The organism is uncultured Stenotrophomonas sp., assembly GCF_963519925.1.
Classification (GTDB): domain Bacteria; phylum Pseudomonadota; class Gammaproteobacteria; order Xanthomonadales; family Xanthomonadaceae; genus Stenotrophomonas; species Stenotrophomonas maltophilia_AE.
In genome coordinates, this window is the sequence record NZ_CAUQPH010000001.1 from 68545 (window position 1) to 87430 (window position 18886).

Annotated in this window: 20 protein-coding genes; 18 read left to right on the forward strand and 2 right to left on the reverse strand. The window is 50.0% G+C overall.

Annotation, left to right across the window (positions count from 1 at the left end; all coding sequences use genetic code 11):
* The first annotated feature begins 165 nt into the window (after positions 1-165).
* The 6 genes from RWO33_RS00370 (at position 166) to RWO33_RS00395 (ending at position 4458) form a co-directional block, all read left to right on the forward strand.
* Complete coding sequence (locus RWO33_RS00370) at positions 166-999, forward strand: RNA ligase family protein (RefSeq protein ID WP_314100897.1); 834 nt, start codon at positions 166-168, stop codon at positions 997-999.
* Between the two features lie 218 nt (positions 1000-1217).
* The gene (locus RWO33_RS00375) at positions 1218-2690 is read left to right on the forward strand and encodes an ankyrin repeat domain-containing protein (protein ID WP_314100898.1); all 1473 of its coding nucleotides are present in this window, start codon (positions 1218-1220) and stop codon (positions 2688-2690) included.
* Positions 2691-2781: 91 nt separating this feature from the next.
* Positions 2782-3084 carry a hypothetical protein gene (locus RWO33_RS00380; protein ID WP_282257709.1) on the forward strand — a complete coding sequence of 101 codons (303 nt, stop codon included), beginning with the start codon at positions 2782-2784 and terminating at the stop codon, positions 3082-3084.
* Positions 3081-3503: an ankyrin repeat domain-containing protein gene (locus RWO33_RS00385; protein WP_314100900.1), complete on the forward strand. Its 423-nt coding sequence runs from the start codon at positions 3081-3083 to the stop codon at positions 3501-3503. Before RWO33_RS00380 ends, RWO33_RS00385 begins: the two co-directional genes overlap by 4 nt.
* 72 nt (positions 3504-3575) lie before the next feature.
* Positions 3576-4010 (forward strand): hypothetical protein, encoded by a 435-nt coding sequence (locus tag RWO33_RS00390; RefSeq protein ID WP_314100901.1) that lies wholly within the window; start codon positions 3576-3578, stop codon positions 4008-4010.
* A 166-nt stretch (positions 4011-4176) separates the two neighbouring features.
* Positions 4177-4458 carry a hypothetical protein gene (locus tag RWO33_RS00395; protein ID WP_314100903.1) on the forward strand — a complete coding sequence of 94 codons (282 nt, stop codon included), beginning with the start codon at positions 4177-4179 and terminating at the stop codon, positions 4456-4458.
* 261 nt (positions 4459-4719) lie between these two features.
* Here the strand turns inward: RWO33_RS00395 and RWO33_RS00400 are convergent, their stop codons facing one another.
* Positions 4720-5040, reverse strand: a complete 321-nt coding sequence (locus RWO33_RS00400) for a hypothetical protein (protein ID WP_314100905.1) — start codon at positions 5038-5040, stop codon at positions 4720-4722.
* Between the two features lie 235 nt (positions 5041-5275).
* Here RWO33_RS00400 and RWO33_RS00405 point away from each other — a divergent pair, with 235 nt between their 5' ends.
* Genes RWO33_RS00405 through RWO33_RS00415 form a run of 3 tightly spaced genes read left to right on the forward strand, consistent with a single transcriptional unit; the run spans position 5276 to position 6049 of the window.
* Positions 5276-5719 carry a hypothetical protein gene (locus RWO33_RS00405; RefSeq protein ID WP_282257697.1) on the forward strand — a complete coding sequence of 148 codons (444 nt, stop codon included), beginning with the start codon at positions 5276-5278 and terminating at the stop codon, positions 5717-5719.
* Between the two features lie 12 nt (positions 5720-5731).
* The gene (locus RWO33_RS00410; RefSeq protein ID WP_282257695.1) at positions 5732-5920 is read left to right on the forward strand and encodes a hypothetical protein; all 189 of its coding nucleotides are present in this window, start codon (positions 5732-5734) and stop codon (positions 5918-5920) included.
* A 6-nt stretch (positions 5921-5926) separates the two neighbouring features.
* Complete coding sequence (locus RWO33_RS00415; RefSeq protein WP_282257693.1) at positions 5927-6049, forward strand: hypothetical protein; 123 nt, start codon at positions 5927-5929, stop codon at positions 6047-6049.
* A 54-nt stretch (positions 6050-6103) separates the two neighbouring features.
* Here RWO33_RS00415 and RWO33_RS00420 read toward each other — a convergent pair whose 3' ends face one another.
* Positions 6104-7123, reverse strand: a complete 1020-nt coding sequence (locus RWO33_RS00420) for a hypothetical protein (protein WP_314100908.1) — start codon at positions 7121-7123, stop codon at positions 6104-6106.
* Between the two features lie 907 nt (positions 7124-8030).
* Here RWO33_RS00420 and RWO33_RS00425 point away from each other — a divergent pair.
* The 9 genes from RWO33_RS00425 (at position 8031) to RWO33_RS00465 (ending at position 18844) form a co-directional block, all read left to right on the forward strand.
* Entirely contained in the window at positions 8031-8486 is a 456-nt protein-coding gene (locus tag RWO33_RS00425) for a hypothetical protein (protein WP_314100910.1), read from the forward strand.
* A gap of 94 nt (positions 8487-8580) precedes the next feature.
* Complete coding sequence (locus RWO33_RS00430) at positions 8581-9228, forward strand: glycine zipper 2TM domain-containing protein (RefSeq protein ID WP_314100912.1); 648 nt, start codon at positions 8581-8583, stop codon at positions 9226-9228.
* Between the two features lie 69 nt (positions 9229-9297).
* Entirely contained in the window at positions 9298-10674 is a 1377-nt protein-coding gene (locus RWO33_RS00435; RefSeq protein ID WP_314100914.1) for a hypothetical protein, read from the forward strand.
* A gap of 25 nt (positions 10675-10699) precedes the next feature.
* The gene (locus RWO33_RS00440; protein ID WP_282257683.1) at positions 10700-11074 is read left to right on the forward strand and encodes a hypothetical protein; all 375 of its coding nucleotides are present in this window, start codon (positions 10700-10702) and stop codon (positions 11072-11074) included.
* An 11-nt stretch (positions 11075-11085) separates the two neighbouring features.
* A complete protein-coding gene (locus RWO33_RS00445) occupies positions 11086-14097 on the forward strand; it encodes a hypothetical protein (RefSeq protein ID WP_314100916.1) in 3012 nt (1003 codons plus the stop codon).
* Between the two features lie 25 nt (positions 14098-14122).
* Complete coding sequence (locus tag RWO33_RS00450; protein WP_314100918.1) at positions 14123-15016, forward strand: hypothetical protein; 894 nt, start codon at positions 14123-14125, stop codon at positions 15014-15016.
* A 128-nt stretch (positions 15017-15144) separates the two neighbouring features.
* Complete coding sequence (locus RWO33_RS00455) at positions 15145-15933, forward strand: M15 family metallopeptidase (protein ID WP_314100919.1); 789 nt, start codon at positions 15145-15147, stop codon at positions 15931-15933.
* A 49-nt stretch (positions 15934-15982) separates the two neighbouring features.
* Positions 15983-17887, forward strand: coding sequence for a type IV secretion system DNA-binding domain-containing protein (locus tag RWO33_RS00460; protein WP_314100921.1), 1905 nt, complete (start codon positions 15983-15985; stop codon positions 17885-17887).
* Positions 17888-17971: 84 nt separating this feature from the next.
* Positions 17972-18844, forward strand: a complete 873-nt coding sequence (locus tag RWO33_RS00465; RefSeq protein ID WP_314100923.1) for an ankyrin repeat domain-containing protein — start codon at positions 17972-17974, stop codon at positions 18842-18844.
* Positions 18845-18886 lie beyond the last annotated feature (42 nt).

Sequence of the window (18886 nt, forward strand, 5' to 3'; positions counted from 1 at the left end):
TCTTTCACCTGGTTAGTCGTCCCGATGTAAATTTCATAAAGGGTGAGTAAGTTCCTTTATTTCCTTTACGCAATCATTCTGCCGTCCACTTTTCATTTGTCAAGCATTGACAATATTGGATCTCCTGTTTAGCTGAAATTTCAGTTAAATAAATAGGAGGTTCCAATGACTTTAGGTTTTGAGCGATATCCAACAATTGATACGTTTTCAGAAAAGATAAAATTGTGCTGTTTGCGCAGTACGGAGAAATGGTTCGCAGTTGAGAAAATTCATGGTGCAAATTATCAATTCATTACGGACGGGATCGAGGTACACTCCGCTTCACGCAATCGTATCCTTACCGATGAGGTCTTCTTTAATCACAAGACTGTCTTTGACCGGTACGCTGACGTTGTGCGTGAGAACCATCGCCAACTGTCTGCTGCTGGTGTGATCAATGAAGGGCAGACCGTACGCTTCTACGGTGAGCTCGCTGGTGAAGCTGCAGGCTTGAAGGTTCAGCAGAACGCGGACTACGGCTCTCTGGACTTCTATCTGTTCGACATCGTTGTGGACGGAGTGCGTCTGCCCTACAACCACGTCCTCGATGCAACCGGCTTAAAACAGGCCCCCGTTGTCGCAGTCGGGTCGTTTGCGGAAGTCATCCAACATGGGAACAAATTCCCCACGTTGGTGGACGGATCGTGTACATGTGAGGGCTACATACTCCGCTGCGACGCAAGTGGTGAGGTCTACAAGTTCAAGAACGACTTGTTTGTTGAGAAGGTGGTCGGTTCGGGGTTGAGTGTTCAATACCCCCTCTACGTTACAGAAAACCGGGTTCGCGCGGTTCTGTCAAAAGAAGGAGCTTTTGAGCGAGCACGGTTTAACGAATACATTCAGTTGGTCCAAGAGGATGTCGCCCAGGACATGGCGTCTGACGGCATTTGCGTTGACTTTGACGGAAAGGAGAAGCAGTTGATATCCCGAGTGATCGCGTCAGTTGGGTTGGGACGATGAGATCCATGCGTAACGAACAAGCCCGCGAAAGCGGGCTTTTTTGTAGCTTGACAATATTGCCATCCATGTTTTGTTGGGAAAATGTTGACGAGCCTAAGGAGGCATTTATGCAGACATTACTAATAGCTTTTTGCACCGTTCTCATCGTTGCATTCGCAATTCTATTTCACCGGTGGGCTCATCCGATACTTAAGGATGACTAAAATATTGGGGTTCCGATGACAGAAATGATTTGCAGTATGGGTCCACGGCGCGTCGTGACGCATCTTGAGCAATTGGCTAATGAGCAGCGGTTCGATGAACTGGCTCAATCAATTGCCGTAATCCCGATTATTCCTGATGAATGCAATCCAGATCTTACGTTGGACAACGTTATGGGCAAGGCCAGGAGTGTTGAAGTCATCAAGGCATGCCTGGCTGCTGGCGGTGATCCAAACAGACCTGATGGGTTGCCCGCGTTCTACACCGTCCTCAGCGATGAGGCAGCGTCATTTTTGAAGCCGTTGACGAAGATGCTTAGTCACGACGAGCGTTCCCGTAGGACCCATGGCACGGATCTATTTAAGAACATTTTTGACGATGATGAGTCGGACCCGTATGCGACCGATGAACAGTCCTTGCAAGAGGCCGGAAACTCATTAGCAGTGCACGAGATCGTTGAGAATGAATTGCTCGGCATTCCCAGTGCCATAAAACTACATCAAGAGTGTCTGCGCTGGTCTAACAGCGCAGACCATGCGCGCGGCCTGATCGAATGTGGTGCAAATCCCTTTGTCTCCGACGCACTCTTTCATCAGGATAACGCCGAAGTCGTTGCGTACTTGTGCAGTGTGGGAGTTGATGCCAAGCACACGACGTACGGAGGTCGAACGGCGCTCCACAGTGCACAAACCGGCGAGGTGGCGACTGTACTCATTCAGTATGGCGCGGATGTCAATGCAACCGATGATGAGGGCGAAACGCCATTACACACAGCACACAGTGCCGATGTCGTGGGGTCGCTGGTCAAGGCAGGGGCGAACCTGAAGGCGCGAGCTAAAGGCCGTAGGACTGCACTCCATACACTGAAATCTGGTGAGGTTGTAAAAGCACTTATCGAGGCAGGAGCCAACCCTAATGCGCGTGACTCCCATGGGGACACTCCACTGCATTACATGTGCTACGGCTTCAATTATGAGGATGGCGATGGGGTCAGACACCTAATTGAAGCGGGTGCGGATGTGAACGCAACCAATCACAAAGGGTTGGGTGTGCTCGGTGAGCGGCATAAGCAAAGTCCGGATGTTCTGCGGGTTGTCCTTGATGCTGGGTACAACCCTCTGGATAAGCCTCTTGCGCGCGATGGTGGAACTCTTTTGCACTGCGCACTTAAGTACAACACAAGTTGTGCTTTGATACACCGAATCATCGACCTGGGAGTCGATGTCAATGCGCAAGATGTGGAGGGTCGGACTGCCCTTCATTTAATGGTTCTGTGGGGATACAAGAAGAGATTGAACTGGCTCTTTCAGAAGAAGGCAGATCCCCTTATTGCAGACAATGAAGGGTACCTCCCAGTGGATCTTGCCACCTGTGACGAAGTGCGAGAGATGCTCAACGCGTATATGGCCCGCCGTCAGAGGACGGCGCTCAAAAGATCTCTTGGACATAAGCGAACGGCTGTTGCACCTGGAACGCGCCGCCGGATGTAGTTGTCAGCAAGAAGGTTTGAGCCTTAATGGGCCTTGACAATATTGGGATCCATGTTGTTGTTGGATTATCACTACAACAAAGGGGGTTCACATGGATCGGTTTTATATCAACTCAAACAATGTCATCTGCACAGAAGAGAATTCCGCAGTTCGCTTCACCTTGTCGCGGACGTTATCTAAGGATCTCGTGTACGACGCCGCGACCTGGAGCGAGGACGGTTGGTCTGCGGATCCCATCAAAGTGCTGGTGTCCGGTACATCTAAGGAAGACATCGTGCAGGCGTGGCAGGATTTGGAAGAGCGGTTGCTTGAGCAAACGCTCAAGTCGCTAGACGATGGTGACGAGGACTGCCGAGGCTGTGAGGAAGGCTTCATGGAGTGTGTCAAATGGTGAGCGCCGATCAATCCAAAAAGTCGATTTCTGATCTCCACGGCTACACCGTCATGCACGTAGCAGCACACGCTTGCGATCTCGATGCAGTTCGTACACTGATTGACCAGGGTTGGGACATCAACGCCCTAAGCGAACGCGGTGAGACACCCTTGCATGCATTCGTATGGGGTGCGGCTCGCCTTAACGAAGTCGCTGAGGGCATCCACACGAAAGAGCGCGCTATGGTCCAAGGCTTGCTCGATTTGGGGGCAGATCCATCCATTGTGTGCCATTACCGCATGACGGCCATTGAAGCGGCTTTACTTACGGCGCGTCCGGACCTGGCTGAGCTCATTGAAACCTTCACTCAGCGCCGTGTTCTACTGCTTCAATTGGGCGGAGTGGGCGGGGTTGAGCAGCAAATGAAAAGAAAGATCTGATTAGCTTGGCAATTGAAATTTGATGGGATATGATCCAATTGCCAATAGCGGCCCAACTGACGAATACCTGACATGACCGACAAGTCTTTGAATTGGAAAGAAGCCCAAGCGCTGGAAGAGAAGCTCGCCAAAGAATTGGCTGCACTGGAAGAGCGTCAGGCTGCGGACCGCCAGCGTATCCAAGACGCTCGCCGCTCTTCTGCTGGTGACGCGCTCAACGAAGCGTTGGACACCCTTTCCAGCATCGCCGAATACCTCACCGACGCGCAGAAGTCTCAGGTCACCAATCTGTTTGGCTCGGGCAAGAAGGTGAAGGGCACGAGCAAGCCGCGCAACACCGCTCCCAAGGAACCGCGTGCACACAACCGCTTCCTGCACGACGGTAAGAAGACCCCGTTTGCATACGGTGGCAAGGGCCGCAAGCCGGACATCCTGCGTGAGTTTGAAGCCAGCGATGCCGGTGTGAAGCTGAAAAAGGAAGGCAAGCCGACCTACGGCGATCTGTAAGAGATCACACGCAAGTAAAAGATGAGCCCGCGAAAGCGGGCTTTTTTTTTGGGAATTTTTTTCATCATCAAAGCAAAAGCCTCCATCTATGAATTCATCAACTCCACGGCTTGACAATATTGAGATCCGTGTTTGATTGAATATATACCGCAATCAAGGAGGCTTTATGGAAAACTTCTATACACAACTGAGCGAAAATGGATTTATCCAATTAACAGAGAGCGCCCAACTTTGGAGCCGAGAGGGAATTATTCGTGAGGCTATTGTTCGTGCCCAAGCACGTGACAGTGATGACCTCTTGCGAGGTTGGGAAGGGAACTTTTCTTCGCAATATTACCTGACATTCAATTGGATTGACGCGTCTGAGATCTCAGATGATCAAGTTCCTGGGCTCATCCAGCAGGCAATAGAGATCAATCGCCGTAATGGTGAGGAGGGCTATGTATGAAGAAAATCGGATACTACATAGTTGGGGTTCTTACCGTGGCACTTTTGATGTCTGTCGTGCTTGTCGCCATTTCAATCGCCATTCCGCATGTACCTGTGTCGATGACTTTATTCTTGCCCCTGTTAACTGCGTTTGGTGTATGCATACCCGTTTTGATGATGGATATTGAGTAAAAAATGCTAACAGCAAGAAATATAAAGGCCGGGAAACCGGCCTTTTTTTGTGCCCGCAACAAAAGTTTTCAGTTATTTTTGACCAATATCAAAAACTGTCGGTTGCCTCACACTTTTTGAATAATTTATCAAGTTCTGCGCTTGACGAATTATAAAGTTTATTTATATTGAATATATAGACAACACATAAGGAAGAAAAAATGATTATCGCCACTTTACTAACAGCAACGGTTTTGCACGTATCAATCTGCAATTTGATCAACAACATCTGCGGCATCTGACGCATTTCGCCAAACACATAAGGAGACACCATGGACAACATCATCAATGAAACAACAATCAAAGCCGCCGCTGCCATCCTGGGGATCGCAGTTGTCTGCTGGATGGTATGGGCAATCGGATCGAGCATCTTTGGCTCAGTGTCCAACACAGGGTCCATGTACGACCGTGCAGATGCAATAACAGCATCTGCAATGAAACCGCGCTAATGGAGCGCTTACAACCGGAGAATATCAATGATACATCGGACTTTCAAAATCGAGTTCAGGCGAATATCAGACAAATCGCGACGCAACAAGCGTCTGAGTAAAAAACTGCAAGACAAAACAAAACGCCGCTAATCACATATCCACTTGGAGAATTTAATGAATACATCAACCCAACTTTTCAACGCAGTCGAAACCGCAGACTTGTCCGCCGTCCAATCGATTGTTCATGCTTACGCTGAGGTCAAAGGGCGTCCAACACCTGAAACCGTTTCGATCCTGACCAACCGGCGTTCAACCACCTGTGACGCGACAGCCATTCACTTGGCATGTTGCTTGTACCGCAAGGCTGTGATGTCCAGTAACTCAACATTGGCAGACACGTACGACAGGATCATTGAAGTTCTTTCGAAGGATGGATACGCATCTCTCACAATAGAAATGAACCGTAAGTTTGACCGCCGGACAGGCGCGTTGGTTGATGGATCGGGTTGCACAATATTCCAATTGTTCGGTCAACATCTGTCGCCATACGTTAAGGCTTACATGAAATCCGTGAACATGAGCACCTACGACAAACACACCGCCGTTGTCGAATACTGAGGAAAACACACTATGAAATTACACTACGCCAATAAACCCGCCCGCAGCGCATTCACCCACTACGCACTTAAAGCAGCGTTGTACGCGGCCATCGCCTTTGACTTCTATGCAGTGTTCTACGTTGTGTATGTTGAGGAGAACGATCCAATGGTCCTGGAGCAACCCATCGCCACAGTCGCAGATGGTTCTTCTAAGGAGTAAGCAATTATGAAATCCAGTCAATCGAAACGAAAGCTCATGGACTTCGAAGCGCGTACGCGGGTCCAGATCAACGTTGCCATGACGGCCATGCTTGCGATCTTCTCGTTCACAGCGGGCGCGATGATCTGAGGTGCACGGCAATGAAGAACAGATAAAAAGGCCCGAGTGATCGGGCCTTTTGCGTTACGAGAGTTTGAGTTGGAGCTCAAGCATTTCTTCCAGCTGCTTGCAGCGCATGTCCCAGTCAGCAGGCTGGCCCGCTACAACGCGAAGATCAGAAACGTGCGCATGGCGCTGCATGTGTTCCAGTCGCTCTTCTTGCTTGCGGGCGTAGTGCCTACGTGCGCGCACCGCACCGGCCGTCTTCGATAGAGTTTGTTTGACGGCCCAGGGAGCCTGCATTTCTCCATAGGTCTTCCGGCGTTGATTGTCTTTGAGCGTGGGGTACGAGCGGGGCCAGTACGACCGCCAGTCCTGGGGATCCTCATGACTTGGCGTGATCTCCACACGGATCTCGCGGAGCAAACAGTTCTCTTCTATCAACGCCATTGCCAGATCCGCCAACCGACTACGCTCAACCACAAACAAATGCAGCCCTGCCTTTTGGGCATGGCTATGGTGATCACCATGAGTGTCAAGTCGTTCGGCACTGAAACCAAAGTTGACCAACGCCGCCATGCTTGACACACGCTCAGACGAGCCACTTCTGTTTGTCAGGCCAACGACGGCATGCGTTGGAAGCACGGTCAGGAACGCCGTTGTGCGCTCTTGAAGCCAGCGCTTTTCGACGTGCGCGCTCACCAACTTCAAATCAGATCGGGGCGACAGAGGCGTCAGATGGTTCATAGAGCGCAGTGATGCGTCAAAGCGAATACTTCTGAGCTTGTCAGACCAGGTGGGTGTGAGAGCTTGGGAATTGATTGTCAACGCCGACAAGCAATCCGCAGATCCAAATTTTTGGATGCATGGAATGCACGAGGGGATCCGATTGTCCGCTGATAGTTCGCCGCCCAAGTGAACAGGTATGGCGTGCGTGACACCCCAAGCGTTCTTCTTTGATCCGTTCAAAACTGTGCCGCAGTAGGCGCACACACCGCCGAACTTATCGAGAATATTCGGCTTTTGATATTTGGGAATGTTGATCCGCCTGCGCGCGTCTTGCATAAGAATTTTTTCAATCATAACGGCTTTTGTGTTTGTCATTGTCGCTCCTTGGGTTCGGTAAAAGTCATCCAATCAGATAAACGAAAATTGTCAATTTGACGTATTTCGTTTCGGATGCAGATGCGCGGTAATCCCATGCCGCTGCGCCTGACATTGAGTCATCCGATACGGCACACCCTGACGGCAAACCAAAGTGCAGCACGAGCAGTCGCCCAGGACGTGCCCAACTGATGAACCTGGACACTGAGCTGACATCGCTTGAAAGCGTGCGGCCACCAGACGAACGGCCCGCTCTCACTCCGATAGGCAGTGGTGCCACACCAGACGACCGCGAGCCCAGTGCATCGAGCCTGTGACCAACGACGCAGACGACGCGGGTAAGCAACGCGGAAGAGCACCGGCCGAGAGGCGAGGAGCGAACGGCTCACGTTCACACCGAAGACCCATGGAGCTGCAGGAGGCCCGGTACGGGCCGTGCCTATGGCGTCCCAGGAGGCGGCAGAGGGCGCACCCAACGGAGGATGGAAGCCGCGCAGAGGGGCAGGGTGGCCATCGCAATGTGACGCCCGAAACAAACAAAAACGCGAAAGCCAATGAACGGCGAGAGCAGGACAGCCGGAACAAGGCGAGTGTGACGTGCGCTGAAAAAAAATCGGAAAAGCAAAAAGAAAAATCAACGGCGCGCGGTGGCCGAAAGAGAAAGATGTCGGATAGGGACTGTAAGGAACTTATGCACATGTCGCACCTATGGTGTTCTAACGCCATGTACATAAAAACCAGCAAAAAGCCCGAGGACGCTTCTCCGTCAATAACTGGACCGTATACACACCCGTGTATTTCATGCCCCATATTTAATTGCGAAAAACCTTTATTTATAAGGCTTTGAGGTGTGAGCTTGACAATTCTCTGTTTTTTGTTTCATTGAAGTAACGAAAAAGGAGGAAAAATGAAAACAATTAGCAAGCACATCAAAATTGCAGAGCGGCAAGTTGCACGCATTGAGCAGCAAATGGCTATATCGGGAATGACATTTACCGATTGGGTGAGGAACGCAATAGAGATCAAGCTGGGTCATGTTGAAACAGTTAATGCAATTAAAGAAGCGAAAGCTGATTTATTGAGAACACAGGTCGAGGTGCAGCGGGAGGTTGCAAACCTGCGTCTAAACATTCTCGCTGATCAAAAAACGTTCATTGATCAAACACGGTCTCTAAACGAGCAGATGTCGGAGCGTCACATTGACATCTGCAAAAAACATATCAGCGGTTTGACCACGGTGTTCCAAAGAGGCATTGAGGGCGGAACATTCGCAGGCGGCGGGTCCGGCGTTGCACGGCCCTATCAGAGCAAATCGAAGTTCGACGGTGGACAGGGGCCGATATCGTTCCCGAATGATGAGTAAAGAAATCTCGTGGTGTTAAGGGGTGCATCACGATTTTAGATTTAAGTACCCCGGTAAGGAAAAACATTATTCAACAACAAACAAAGGAGTACATATGAAGAAAGTATTTTTATCAGCAGGATTAGTAATGGCGTTGGCTGCGAGTTCATTTGGTGCAACTGCACAACAAACTCAACATGAAGATGTGGAGCGTACATCGAAGGCCGGAAAGATTGGTTGCGCAGTCGGCGGAATACTCGGCGGTGTCGTCGGGGCCAAGGTGTTCAAAGACGACAAGACTGCGGGTGCATTGGGTGGTGGAGCGTTGGGGTGCGCAGGCGGCAACTTCTTTGGGAAGAAGTGGAGCAAGGCAAAACAACTCAATGAGTTCAAAGAGGCAAGCGTCCAGGCGCAACAAGCTGGGCTTCATGCAACGGTGAACGAGCGCGATGGTGTGGATGAGAAGGGCAAGCCGACAAAAGAGCTTGGAGCAATGGTCATTGCTTATGAACCCAAAGACTTGTCCCCGGTTACAGAAAAGACGGCGGCAGTGTTCGACAAGGTTGCTGCTATCAGTTCGCGCTCAAAAAATCAGCTGACGTTTGAGTTCAGTGGAAAGGTTGGTTGCGAACTCCCCCTGGCCGAGCTGGGCAAGCGTGGGGCCTTCAATGGCGCTGGTGTTCAACATGCAGTCAAAGTGAGTTGCGGTCAGGGCGACAATAAGTTTGTCATCACTCCATTGCCAGAGTTGGCTCAGCGGTAATAACGGAAGGGTGGTGGGGCAATGGTGCTCTGCCACTCTTTACCAACAATAAAAATAAGGAGTAGGCATATGGAAAGCAACAACGAACCAAAAATTGACCCGCGAGCCCTCGACATGCAAATGGACGATGACGGTGAGCTTGACGAAAACGAGCAGGCCGTAGACCTTGCCGTAGATAAAACATTGGAGGCTGCTAACAAAGTGAAAGATGGTGCGAAAAAAATGGGATCGAACATCTGGGCTGGTTTAAAGAAAGGAGCATCAAGCGCATCCCAAAAAATTGCAGAGCGCAAATCCAAGGACGATGCGCCAGTAGCGGGTGCAGCGCAGTTAACTGCAAAGGCGAATTCGAACGAAGATGAAAGTTGTATGGCGGAGGACAAGGGCGGAAGCCGCGCGGCATTTGACTTGAAATTTAGCCAGCCAATGTCTGCGTCGGCGCAATTGGCCTTGTGCGAGGACGCGAGCAGCTTAATTGGGGAGCACGGCATTGCCGATGACCGCATTGGAGATTTTCAAAACGGCGCTCAGGAAGTTGTGGGCAACGCCAAACAGGTTCAGCCCACATCTGTACCTGTTAAGCCTAAGACGAAAACAAAAATTATCCCGGCTGACGAAAATGAATGCGCGGACGAACATCTAAACGAAGAGGCAGAGCGTCCCGCCACGGTCGGAAATGAGAAGTCAAACAAAACGGGCCTATTCGTCATTGGGACGGTCCTGGCAATTGGAATGGCCGTTTGCGGTTACTTGTGGTTACAAAGTGGTTCTGAAGTGGCGAGTTCGAACGAACAGACAGTTGAAGCTAGATCGGAGCCAATGCGCGAATTCAAAACTCCACGCGGAGCAATATTAAATGAGCGTGTGACGGCAATTTTTGGAAAGACTTGGAGTTATGGCTTAAATAACTATTCAATTTCCGATACTGGCGTTGTGACCCTTTCGGTTGATGATCGCGACTCAGTCGTGACATTTTCAATTGAGCCGCAAGAGAGTTACAGCCCTACACAACTCAATCCTCGAATTTTATTTGTATACGGCGATGATGACTACATTCCCATGACAATCAATTACGACTCGATAGAGGATGTAACGCCAAAGGGAATAACTGTGGAAATTCTAGAGGGTATGTTCGTTATGCTCAAAGACAAGTCGTTGATTGAGCGCGAAATGCAACAACCCGAGCCAGAGGTTGCAAAGGAGCCATTGCCGAAATCCATCGTGGAGGAAAAGGTGCAGCCTGCGATGAAGGGAGTGACAGTTGATGTAAAGGCAAATGATGAGAGTAGGGCCCAACCGAAACCTGCAAGCCGTAAACCGCAAACGGCACCAGGCGTTCATCGATCTGCTGATCGCGGGAAGAGCGAAAACAAAGTTCCACCAAAGCCAAGTGAATGGCAAGACAAAGCGTCCGCAGATCTTGATGCATGGGGAAAACAGTTTTGACTCTTGACAATAGATTTATCCGTGTTTGATTGAGTTCACCAACCACAAAGGAGGTTTTATGCTTTCAAAAATATACGATCAATACAAAACGAAGTTCAACTTGTCTCTTGGCAGTCGCGTTTACGATTTTTACGGACGCTACGTCATACGGACTCCATTGCATAAGTTCTCGAAAATGAACCCACATTTGGAGCGCGAATACTATTACAACGTGGGTGATCGAGCCAGCACCGAGGCTATTAAAGAATCCGAATCGAACTGGCGCGATCAAAGTTTGTTGCTGGCACAGGTCCGCGATGAGGAGGCACCTCGTGTCTCCCGTGCGGTTTTCTACACTTCAATATTGTTGATTGGACTATTGGGTGTGGCGTTTTGGGTTGTCATTCATCTCAACAATTGAAAGGAGGTTTCATGGGCTTAAACATATTTTTTATCACAGACTTCATCGACAAGCTTTTTGGTCGATTAAAAGGCGAGGTGGTTCAGACGAGCGAGCAGAAAACAGTTGTCAACGCAAACAAGCGTTACATGCGGTTGATCGGCCGTGGTGATCGTTATGTTCTGAATGGCGAATTGCCAAATGTCAAACCAAAAGACGTAGACAAGGTTTTGAAGATGGGCGCTGAACAGCGTGAGGACGGATCATTGTTCGTTCCCAAGGGAGTGGATCTTTCGCCATTCCGAAAATACTCGCCAATGATTGCGGAAGACCTGGACGACGAGCATTCGTTGTACAAGACCACTGCTGATGGCTTGCCTTGGGAAAACTTTGTCACCTTGACCGATACATCAAGCGGAGCCGACTCCACTGCAACATCGGTTGTCTACGGAATGATTCCAGTGCTGTCTGCGCTGACAATCGTTCTACTGGCTCTGCCAAGTTGGCTGGCACTGTCGGCGTTGATACCAGCGCTTTTGGTTATTCCACATCTCGTTGCATTGAAGCAGGGCGAGAGCTTCGCGGAGTCGGTAAAGATAGGCTTCATTGCCTTTATATTCCCCGTGTTGTTGTCGGTGTATGCGGTTATGGCTATCAAATTAGGCGCGGCTCCTGTTCCACTGGATGCTATGACGTCCACGGGCGGCGCTGGGGAAGTCCTGCCCATGATAGGAAAGCTAAGCGACGGATTTATGAGCGTTTTTAAGGCCGGAGTGGGTGTGTTCTTCTGGTTCGCTGCAACCGCAGTCATATTTACCGTGGGCTGCATTCTTAATTACGACAACCAAGATAAACTCGGTGGTGCGTTCCAAGGTGGCATTGATTGGGTGTGGGGATGGACGAAGTTATCGGTCGGGGTGGCTTTAGCATTGATGCTTCCGACGATGATGGCCCCTTGGGTAGTTCTGCTGTTTGCTGCGGCGTATTCAATGCGTTACACGGAGAGAAACTTCCAAGCGAGAGGTTGGATCCTTGATCAACAGAACAAAGTCATCGGTGGTGTTATTCAAGACCGTTCACATGCGCGCGCAATCGAAGATCGTCAGTTTCAAGCAAAGAACGTGCATAAGGATCAATCACCAACAATCGTGATTGCAATCGCCACGGGCTACTTGGCATCAAAAGGCTATGAGTTCAGCCCTGACGCGAACAAGAAAATGGTTCTATCAATCAACGACCTTTGCACCCACATGTTGTGTTTGGGTCGGACGGGTATCGGCAAGACAACAAGTTTCGCACGTCTGATTGCTTTGCAAATTGCTCTCGCGTCAATGAAAGGTTACCGAGTTGGATTGTTTGTTCTGTGCGGCAAAGGTTCATTGCCTGGAGAGCTTAACAACGTGCTGGAGAAAAACATCAAGCCTGGGATGGCCGTTGGTCTGATCGAAGGTCTTGACGCAGAAGAGTTGGCCGTAGCCATTAACTCAATGGTGTCATCAGATGGTGTCAAAGACCCATTGTGGTCCCAAGGTGCCGACACGCATGTTGTTAACGCTGCAATTCTTTTTGAGGCACTCTGCCAACACGAAGAGGCCGTGTACAAACATGCTGTAATGGAGCTAAACAAAATAGACATGATGCTTCCAAACTTGGAATACATAGTGAAGGATTTATACAAAAATCCTAATACGCAGGGATCTGAGCAGCATGTGAAAGCAGTAAGGGAATTGCAGAACACCCGCGACCGTCGCAGCTTCTACATTGCGGAGATCAAGCGTCCACGTGAATGGCGGTGGTGCGTTGATGATTTCTTGGCCGTACTGGTGTTGCTGGATGACGTTGAGATCCCGCGCGGCAGCGAGGTGGGGGAAATTGGCAAGAACCTGAAACGTTGGTTGAACTTCTTGGGTGTCAACGTTGTGGGTGACGAACGTCAACCTATTGCTATACATCCAGAAGTGCGCCGTCACGGGTCTAGTCTTCAAAAGGCAATCTCATATGTGGTCAAAACGTGGGTGCCAAGGCCCCATCAACAGCGCGAGTCTTTCCGTTTAAACGTGGACCAGCGGATCAATCCATTGATCCAGTCGAAAAAATTGGTTGACGAGAATGGAACGCCCTGGACCGCTCTGACAACAGGTGTTGATATAACGGATGTTATGCGCGGTGCGCGCTACGGAATCGATTTGCCGCAACCCATTTATGGTAGCGCCGGTGTTGCAGTATCAATACTGCTCAAGCAACGTGTGTATGCACAACTCAAAAAACGTGCTGTTGGTAATTGGGCAAAAGACAATCCTGATGCAACCGTCTTTATTCAAGTGATGGATGAGTGCCAGCTTTTGGTTAGTAAGCAAGAGCGTGAACTAATTTCAATCGCGCGATCTTTGGGGATGGGCGCTGCGTACTTGACTCAAAACGTTGAGGGTTTGATGCCTTGTTTCGACTCAAAAGATGCGCTGGAAGGTTTCTTAGACCAATTCCAATCTATCACTTGTTCCATGGCCTCTGAGGCAACTTATGATTTCGTAATGCGCAAAGTTGGCCACGGATCCTTGATCCAATACAAACCCACTGGTCGAGGGTTGGACTATAAGGCTGGGACCAATGCGTTTAAACGTTCAGCGCTAAACATGGAAGATCATCCTCAGCGTGCGTTCTTGCGTCGTATGAAGCGTTGGGGACTGGGCAAGGTTGTTTCGCGCGACATGATGGCGAATGACTATGGCCGTCGCTGGGATCAAAAGTGGGACGCACTGCGTGGCACTAATGTGGACGAACGTGGTTTCTCATCACGCTCCGCAATCATGATCGGTGGGTCGGGCTCAAAACAAGACGGTCCGATTGTAACCATGGCTGAGTTGGGTCAGGAACTCAACACGAGTGGTGGTGCACGAGCACTGGTTTATTTGAATCGTGGGAACGTCCGCCGCGTTGACTTCGCACGCACAATTCCGGTGACCCCATCCACAGTGGATGAGTACCTAGAGAAGTTCCGCAAGGATAATTTGGAAAGTGAGTTGTTTGAAAATGAAGCTGCATAACAAAAACCAAACAGGAGACTAAAAAATGAATAAAGATATTAACAAGCAAGAGCAATACAACAACAGCCTGTTGAGCACGGATCTCAATTCAATCTTCACGGCTCCGGATGATGCATTCCGCTCGGAGAAGAAAGAAGCTGCAGAGCAAGGGGACACTCAGGCGCAAGCCTGGGTGTCACAGGACACTATGGTTGATGGTCTTGAGCGGCGCATTGACCAATACGACAGTGAGATCTCGCGACGCCAGGATCCCACGCATGTCTTGAAATTGGAGGATGACTATCAACGCATGTTGTTGGGACGCAGCCAATTTCTTGAGAACAACCCTAAGCCAGCAATGTTCGGCAAGGACAAGTGGCAGGAACAGTTTGATGGGTATGAGAATGCTATTTCAAAACAAAAAGAACAAATGCAGGAGTGGCAGGAGAAGTCTTCACCAGAAGTTCTGTCCGAACTTACCCAGCGGCGAAACCAGAAATTTGAGGAAATGCTGGAAGCTACGGGCCAGCGCCAGAAGCTCGGTGAATTGCCATCTGAGCAGTTGATGCAGGCTCAAGCAAGCAAGGATGCCTACGAACTGTTCCAGGGTGAGGGTGCATTTTCGATCTCCCAGCGGTTGATGGAACGACGCGGAACTCAGCAGACTGAACAGGGTGAAGCTGAAGGCCAAGGGGCTCAAGGTCAACGCACGGGTGGACCAGCATGGGCCGCTGAAACGCTGTCAAAACCCACAGATGAAGAAAAGATGCTCGCAGATATTCAGCACGGTTTTGTCATGGAGCACAACCGTTGGCCTAAAGAAAAAGAGGTCGATGCACTGATTGCAAAACGAAATCAAGTTCAAGCGCCAGTCGATACAGATGAGCAAGCTCAAGTTCAAGATCAAACTCAACGGCGCGGGCAGGTCTACGCCCAATGACTTATCTTCCAAACAATGAAGGCCAGCATAAGCTGGCCTTTTTTGTATAGGCAATTTATCAAGTTTTGCTATTGACAATATTGGGAGTTGGATTTGAATAAAAGGAGTTAACAAATTAGGTGGTTTGAATGATAAAAAACATTATGATTGCTGGGTTGCTGATTTTTTGGGCTTTGCCAGCGGGCGCTACAATCGAGCAAAAAAGCGTAGATGCGTTTGCAGGCGATCAATTGCAGATGAGTCCTGCCCCAGTACGCAACGCCAACGAAGCGCAATGGTGGAACTTCTTCAAGAAGAAGCACAGTCAAAAGATTTGGAAAGGCGTTCACCCAGATCTCAAGATGAAGCTAGAGGCCGTCTACGAGGCTATGGCTCAGCGTGGCTATGACATGCGACCGCTGGAGGGCGTGCGCAGCGAGGCAAGGCAGGCAGCGTTGCTCGCGAGCAACACCGGGGTGACGAGCGTAGGGGCTGGGATGAGTTGTCACAATCACGGCTACGCTATCGACAGCGTTATGCACGTGGATGGCAAACCCACATGGGACATCGATAACGCACATGTCCGTGAGGGCTACTTGATGTTCGGTGAGCTCACCCAAGCATTGGGGTTGGAGTGGGGTGGTAGTTGGACCCGTATCCAGGACTACCCACATGTGGAAATGAAAGTGGAGTGTCGTCAGGCAATACGCGCGTATCGCATTGGCAAGAAACCTCCAATGATGGTCGCCTCACTGGATATGGTTGACCCGGAGCTGGTGATTGCAGCCCACTTTAATTCAACAGCGGTAGCGACAATTTGCACATTTGATCAGCCCTGTGAAACGCAATTTGGAATTGTTGCACAGATGTGTCCAAGCCCCGTTTACCAATACAGCCATCAAATATGGTCTAAAAACACGTATTTGAATTGGGTGTGAGCTTGACAGCAATCAAACCCTCTTTACATTCATTGAAAAGAGGGGGTTTATGGAGAAGATACATGATGCCTTTGGGCGCGTGGGCAAACACATCGCGCCGCATACACTGGTTCGACGCTGGGATACCGCCTTGCTTTTTGGAGCTGGCGTTTTCCTCGCGGCATACCTAATTGGTATCGCCATTTTACGAATTGGGGATGTGTACTACTCCGTTCCCTACGTTTTGCATTTACAGGTTGGGATCTACTCGGGAATCCACTACGCAACGCTTGGAACATTTCTGAGAGACGTGTCACCGCAGACCGTAGAAGTGCTGCGTATGACACAACACTTTTATTCGACGCTTGCCTGCTTTTATATCTCCATTGCGCTTGGGCTTTGGGCGACGAAGTACGGCTTGAAACCCCGTCGCAATATGTATGTATTGGACGGACCTCAGCTGTTGAAGGGGAAGAGCGCGGAGCAAGAAGCAAAGCGCATTACAAAGATTGAGGTTCAAGACAGCGCAATGCCTTTGCTGCTTCACCCGCTTCTGAGGCTTTCCCAGGAGCGCTGGAACCGCCACATGTTGATTTACGGATCCGTGGGATCAGGCAAGACCCAAGTTCTACTGCCAATCATTCGTCAGGTTATCTACAAGCGAAAAAAATTGCTTCTCTATGATGTGAAAGGTGACTTTACCAGCTACGGCGATTTCAGCGCAGCGACGTACATAGATCCCACATGGACGCGTGCTCAACGGGCGCAAGCCGCGCTTTGCAAGGCGGTTTTCCCACGGCCAATTATTGTCAGCCCATACGACCGTCAAGGATACGTGTGGGATGTGGCATGTGATGTTAACACAAATGTTCAGATCGAAGAGTTCGCGCGATGCCTTATTCCCCAATCGCCGGGGGAAAGCAACCCATTCTTTACCAACACCGCGCGAATGATCCTTGTTGGATCACTGCGAACCTTGGTGGCAAATATGGGTAAAACGTGGGGGTGGCCTGTTTTTGATGCGCAACTCAATAAAACGGCTGAGCAGATGAAGCCGGACATTCTTGCCAACTACAAGAAAGCATTTCCGCTGATTGAAAACACTGAGTCGCAGACGACGGCAAGCATCATGTCAACAATCATGGCGAATATGCAGGCCATTGAGTACATGGCAAAAGCATGGCCTAAGGTCGGAAAACGTCGCTTTTCCATCGTTGAGTGGGCACAAGACGACTATAAGGGTCGTCGCGGAGTGATCGTCCAAGGCGGTGGAATGGAGGTTTTGACAAGCTCTTACATCTCAGCGCTGATCAACATTTTAGTGGGCGAAGTTATTTCCCCAAAAATGACGGAAAACAAAGACCGTGGTATTTACATCGTCCTCGATGAGTTGACCTCAGCAGGCTGGTTGAACATTGGGCCACTAATTGATAAGGGGCGCTCCAAAGGTGTCACCTTGATCGCAGGGATCCAGGAGTTGGGACAACTTGCAAAAGTGTATTCCCAGGAAGACGCGAAAATCATACCAACGATTGTTGGTACACACGTGATATGCCAGCTTCAGATGTCCGAAACACGCAAGCAAGTCGCCGACATGTTCGGCACAAATGTCACTGCAACCCTTGCACACGACGAGCAGGCGAACGTCCACCAAGACGGCCGACAGGTTGTCTTTGAGCATCAACTTACCAACGAGCTTGGGCCACGCAAAACAAAGAACGGCGGATTTGAAGTCCGGGCGATAGTTGCTACTGCCGGTTACGATCCTTTGCTTTTGGCATTTCCCGGTCAAAGCTTAGAGAAGCAACGTCCTGGGCAAGTGCCAGCTAAATGGATGACGGAGGCCGCTGCGGTGAAGGCTGAAGTGCAGGAGCCTTACGTGGAGCCGGAAGCCGTAGCCGATGGCGGATTGGAAGTATCAGCCCATCAATCACAAATTATGAGTCAACAAGAGTTGTATGAACTATTTCGGTAAATTTAGCGTTAATGCTCAGGTTCTAGCTTGACATTGAAAATATCTTTGTTTGAGTGGGAGATAGTCTCAAAACAAGGAGTGACAATGAATTATTTCGACCATACATTTAAAGGGGCGATCATTGACAATGATGTCTCCGCCGTTCAACAGAAAATTGAACAAGTCGGACCAAACGTAACAGACGAGAACGGCATCACGCCTTTGCACTACGCTGTCCTGGGCGAAAGATCAAACATCACAGCGGTGTTGCTCGATGTGGGAGCGAATATCGAAGCCGTAGATCGATACGGCATGAAGCCCTTTGATCTGCGCAGGCCTGTGGTGAACAACCGGCAAGATCACAGACTAACGGCACATCAAGCAGCAAGCATGGGCAACCTTGAACAGACCCGCGCATACATCTCCATGGGGGGTGATCTTCACGCCTTGGACTACGGCAACTACAGCCTCATGCAGCACGCAGCGCTCAACGGTCACAGTGAGGTTGTTGCAGAGCTTCTCAGCGCGGGAGCGGACGCTCAGCACTTCCATCCATCGACTACGCCCCCGGTTCACCTGGCGGCAAAGAGCGGCTCGATACACGCCCTTGAAGTCCTGCTTGTGCATGGAGCGGATCCATCCGCCCTCAGTCCACTGCGGCAGAACGCAGCGCACCTTGCCAGCGAAAGCGGTAACGTCGAATGCCTTGATTTGTTGCACAAGCACGGGGTTGACCTTCACGCCGTGGATCTGCTTAAACAAACTCCTATGGATCTTGCATTGAGAAAATCACACGATGTGGCAGTGCGATGGTTGGAAGAACATGGTTGTAGACACGGCGAGGTTGATAGTGACCAAACGCTTAGCAATACCGCTGCTGCCTCGTACAAGCAACGACTGCTGTCGAATGCATCACTTCAATACATTGTTGGGCGGGATGACGAAATGCCTCGACTGACATTCACAAGGATGCAATGAGCCTTGACAAACCCCTTATTTTTGATTGGATGAACTATCACT

Coding starts and splice junctions, on each gene's coding strand:
- RWO33_RS00400 (WP_314100905.1), bottom strand. CDS start 5,040: ATGCTCGATCCGATTGCCCATACCATCCAGCAGACAACTGCGATCCCC.
- RWO33_RS00370 (WP_314100897.1), top strand. CDS start 166: ATGACTTTAGGTTTTGAGCGATATCCAACAATTGATACGTTTTCAGAA.
- RWO33_RS00415 (WP_282257693.1), top strand. CDS start 5,927: ATGAAATCCAGTCAATCGAAACGAAAGCTCATGGACTTCGAAGCGCGT.
- RWO33_RS00410 (WP_282257695.1), top strand. CDS start 5,732: ATGAAATTACACTACGCCAATAAACCCGCCCGCAGCGCATTCACCCAC.
- RWO33_RS00425 (WP_314100910.1), top strand. CDS start 8,031: ATGAAAACAATTAGCAAGCACATCAAAATTGCAGAGCGGCAAGTTGCA.
- RWO33_RS00395 (WP_314100903.1), top strand. CDS start 4,177: ATGGAAAACTTCTATACACAACTGAGCGAAAATGGATTTATCCAATTA.
- RWO33_RS00390 (WP_314100901.1), top strand. CDS start 3,576: ATGACCGACAAGTCTTTGAATTGGAAAGAAGCCCAAGCGCTGGAAGAG.
- RWO33_RS00460 (WP_314100921.1), top strand. CDS start 15,983: ATGGAGAAGATACATGATGCCTTTGGGCGCGTGGGCAAACACATCGCG.
- RWO33_RS00435 (WP_314100914.1), top strand. CDS start 9,298: ATGGAAAGCAACAACGAACCAAAAATTGACCCGCGAGCCCTCGACATG.
- RWO33_RS00375 (WP_314100898.1), top strand. CDS start 1,218: ATGACAGAAATGATTTGCAGTATGGGTCCACGGCGCGTCGTGACGCAT.
- RWO33_RS00445 (WP_314100916.1), top strand. CDS start 11,086: ATGGGCTTAAACATATTTTTTATCACAGACTTCATCGACAAGCTTTTT.
- RWO33_RS00405 (WP_282257697.1), top strand. CDS start 5,276: ATGAATACATCAACCCAACTTTTCAACGCAGTCGAAACCGCAGACTTG.
- RWO33_RS00430 (WP_314100912.1), top strand. CDS start 8,581: ATGAAGAAAGTATTTTTATCAGCAGGATTAGTAATGGCGTTGGCTGCG.
- RWO33_RS00450 (WP_314100918.1), top strand. CDS start 14,123: ATGAATAAAGATATTAACAAGCAAGAGCAATACAACAACAGCCTGTTG.
- RWO33_RS00420 (WP_314100908.1), bottom strand. CDS start 7,123: ATGACAAACACAAAAGCCGTTATGATTGAAAAAATTCTTATGCAAGAC.
- RWO33_RS00380 (WP_282257709.1), top strand. CDS start 2,782: ATGGATCGGTTTTATATCAACTCAAACAATGTCATCTGCACAGAAGAG.
- RWO33_RS00455 (WP_314100919.1), top strand. CDS start 15,145: ATGATAAAAAACATTATGATTGCTGGGTTGCTGATTTTTTGGGCTTTG.
- RWO33_RS00465 (WP_314100923.1), top strand. CDS start 17,972: ATGAATTATTTCGACCATACATTTAAAGGGGCGATCATTGACAATGAT.